This is a genomic window from uncultured Empedobacter sp., from assembly GCF_937930195.1.
Lineage (GTDB): Bacteria > Bacteroidota > Bacteroidia > Flavobacteriales > Weeksellaceae > Empedobacter > Empedobacter stercoris.
The window spans coordinates 1-2,901 of record NZ_CALGVK010000042.1; the positions used below are offsets into that span (position 1 = coordinate 1).

2 protein-coding genes and 1 pseudogene are annotated in these 2,901 nt (G+C 34.6%); all 3 read left to right on the top strand.

Features of this window, described 5'->3' with window-relative positions; all coding sequences use genetic code 11:
• The first annotated feature begins 34 nt into the window (after nt 1-34).
• Nucleotides 35-895 (top strand): glucose-1-phosphate thymidylyltransferase RfbA, encoded by an 861-nt coding sequence (gene rfbA / locus Q0616_RS02340; protein WP_298774774.1) that lies wholly within the window; start codon nt 35-37, stop codon nt 893-895.
• A gap of 235 nt (nt 896-1,130) precedes the next feature.
• Nucleotides 1,131-2,099: an SDR family oxidoreductase gene (locus tag Q0616_RS02345; RefSeq protein ID WP_298774776.1), complete on the top strand. Its 969-nt coding sequence runs from the start codon at nt 1,131-1,133 to the stop codon at nt 2,097-2,099.
• Between the two features lie 236 nt (nt 2,100-2,335).
• Nucleotides 2,336-2,901, top strand: a pseudogene (locus Q0616_RS02350) (nucleotide sugar dehydrogenase); the annotation flags it as partial.

Genomic DNA, 2,901 nt, shown 5'->3' on the forward strand with positions numbered 1-2,901 from the left:
TTTTAACCCTTTAACCATCTAACAACAAAAACACATGAAAGGAATAATTTTAGCAGGAGGCTCAGGGACGCGTTTACATCCGTTAACATTAGCGGTAAGTAAACAATTGATGCCTGTTTACGATAAGCCAATGATTTATTATCCATTGTCAACGTTGATGTTGGCAGGGATTAACGAAATTTTGATTATTTCTACGCCTCACGATTTACCTCATTTCGAAAAATTATTAGGCGACGGCTCTCAAATCGGATGTAAATTTTCGTATAAAGAACAACCAAGTCCAGATGGATTGGCACAAGCCTTTATTTTGGGAGAAGAATTTATTGGCGATGATAAAGTAGCCTTAATCTTGGGTGACAATATATTTTACGCTTCTGGAATGTCTAAATTATTACAAGATTCAGCAGATCCAGATGGTGGCTTGGTTTTTGCTTATCAGGTGAGCGATCCCGAACGATACGGAGTAGTTGAATTTAACGAGCAAAATGAAGTTGTTTCAATTGAAGAAAAACCAACTGAACCCAAGTCAAATTATGCCGTTCCAGGATTGTATTTTTATGATAATGATGTGGTTGAAATTGCAAAAAATATACAACCATCGCCAAGAGGAGAATTAGAGATCACAGATATCAATGCCGAATACTTGAAAAGAGGAAAGTTGAAAGTTGGTGTTTTCAATCGTGGAACAGCTTGGTTAGATACCGGAACGATTAATTCGTTGATGCAAGCTGGGCAGTTTGTACAAGTGATCGAAGAACGTCAAGGGTTGAAAATTGGCGCAATCGAAGAAGTTGCTTATCGCATGGGTTATATCAATAAAGAACAATTACATCAAGTTGCTCAACCTTTACGTAAAAGTGGTTATGGAGAATATTTAATAAAAGTTTGTAAGTAAAATTATAGACAAAAATGCAACAAAATAAAAGTGTTGCATTTTTTTGTTTAAAAAGAAACATAATTAATAAATATATGATATATATTTGCGTTTACTAACAACTAACTAACTATAAAACAAATATGAGATTGATAATTAAAGAGTATTCACTCGATACTTCTCAACAAATTGTGATGATTAAATTGTCGTACAATACTTCGTGTTCATCTCATAAAAATTCGAACTTATTTATTGTATGAAACATATATTAATCACAGGAGGAGCTGGATTTATCGGATCTAACTTGACCGAATATTTTTTAGCTAAAGACTATCAAGTGACGTGTTTAGATAATTTTGCAACGGGTCATCGACACAATGTAGAACCTTTTTTAGCAAATCCACACTATACTTTAATAGAAGGAGATATCCGAGATTTAGCAACATGTCATCAAGCGGTAGAAGGAGTAGATTATATTTTACATCAAGCGGCTTTAGGCTCTGTTCCACGTTCTATAAATGATCCAATTACATCTAATGACGTAAATGTATCTGGTTTTTTAAACATGTTAGTTGCAGCACGTGATGCAGGAGTCAAACGTTTTGTATATGCAGCATCTTCATCTACTTATGGTGATTCAGAAAATTTACCGAAAGTAGAAGATATCATCGGGAAACCACTTTCTCCTTATGCCATTACAAAATATGTGAATGAATTATATGCCGATATTTTTTCTAAAACCTACGGATTATCATGTATTGGTTTACGTTATTTTAATGTATTCGGTCGTCGTCAGGATCCAAATGGTGCGTATGCAGCAGTTATTCCGTTGTTTGTTAAACAATTCATGAATCACGAATCACCTAAGATTAATGGAACAGGAGATTATTCAAGAGATTTTACGTACATTGACAATGTGATTCAGATGAATGAACGTGCGATGTTAACAGAAAATGAAGAAGCAACAAATACCGTTTACAACACAGCAGTAGGAGATCGAACAACCTTAAACGATTTGGTTAACTATTTACGTGAATATTTAAGCGAATACGATGCAGAAATCGCAACGATAGAAGCAGTTCATGGACCAAATAGAGTGGGAGATATTCCACATTCGTTGGCATCTATAGAAAAAGCTAAAACATTATTGGGCTATCAACCGACTCATACAATTGACAAAGGCTTGAAAGAAGCTGTAAAATGGTATTGGGAAAATTTGAAATAGAATGTATGTGAAGAGGTGAAGGAGTGAAGAAGTTAACAAGTTCACAAGTTTACATGTTTACAAGTAAAGAAGTAAAGAAGTTCACAAGTTCACACGTTCACACATTTACAAGTTCACACGTTCACAAGTTCACACATTCACACATTTACACGTTCACAAGTTCACACGTTTACACGTTCACACGTTCACACGTTTACACGTTCACACATTTACACGATTAATCATAAAATAAACAAATGAATATACAACACAAAATAGCAGTAATTGGATTAGGGTACGTAGGATTACCTTTAGCTCGTTTATTTGCAACAAAATTTCCAACAGTAGGTTTCGATATCAATCAAAAACGTATCAACGAATTGAATCAAGGATGCGACTTAACATTAGAGGTTTCTGATGAAGTATTACAATCAGTTTTAGTTACTGAGAATCCAATTAATCAATTAAACGATTCAACAGTTCAACCAACCCATGGTTTATTCTGCTCATCAAATTTAGACGACATCAAAGACGCCAATATCTATATAGTAACGGTTCCTACACCAGTAGACAAGCACAATCGTCCAGATTTGACACCGTTGTACAAGTCTTCTGAAACAGTAGGGAAAGTATTGTCAAAAGGAGATATTGTCATCTACGAATCGACGGTATATCCAGGTGTAACAGAAGAAGAATGTATTCCTGTTTTAGAAAAAGTATCTGGTCTTAAATTTAACCAAGATTTCTTCGCAGGATATTCACCAGAGCGTATCAATCCAGGAGATAAAGAACATACCGTAGAAAAAATATTAAAAGTAACGTC

Coding starts and splice junctions, on each gene's coding strand:
- Q0616_RS02345 (WP_298774776.1), top strand. CDS start 1,131: ATGAAACATATATTAATCACAGGAGGAGCTGGATTTATCGGATCTAAC.
- rfbA (WP_298774774.1), top strand. CDS start 35: ATGAAAGGAATAATTTTAGCAGGAGGCTCAGGGACGCGTTTACATCCG.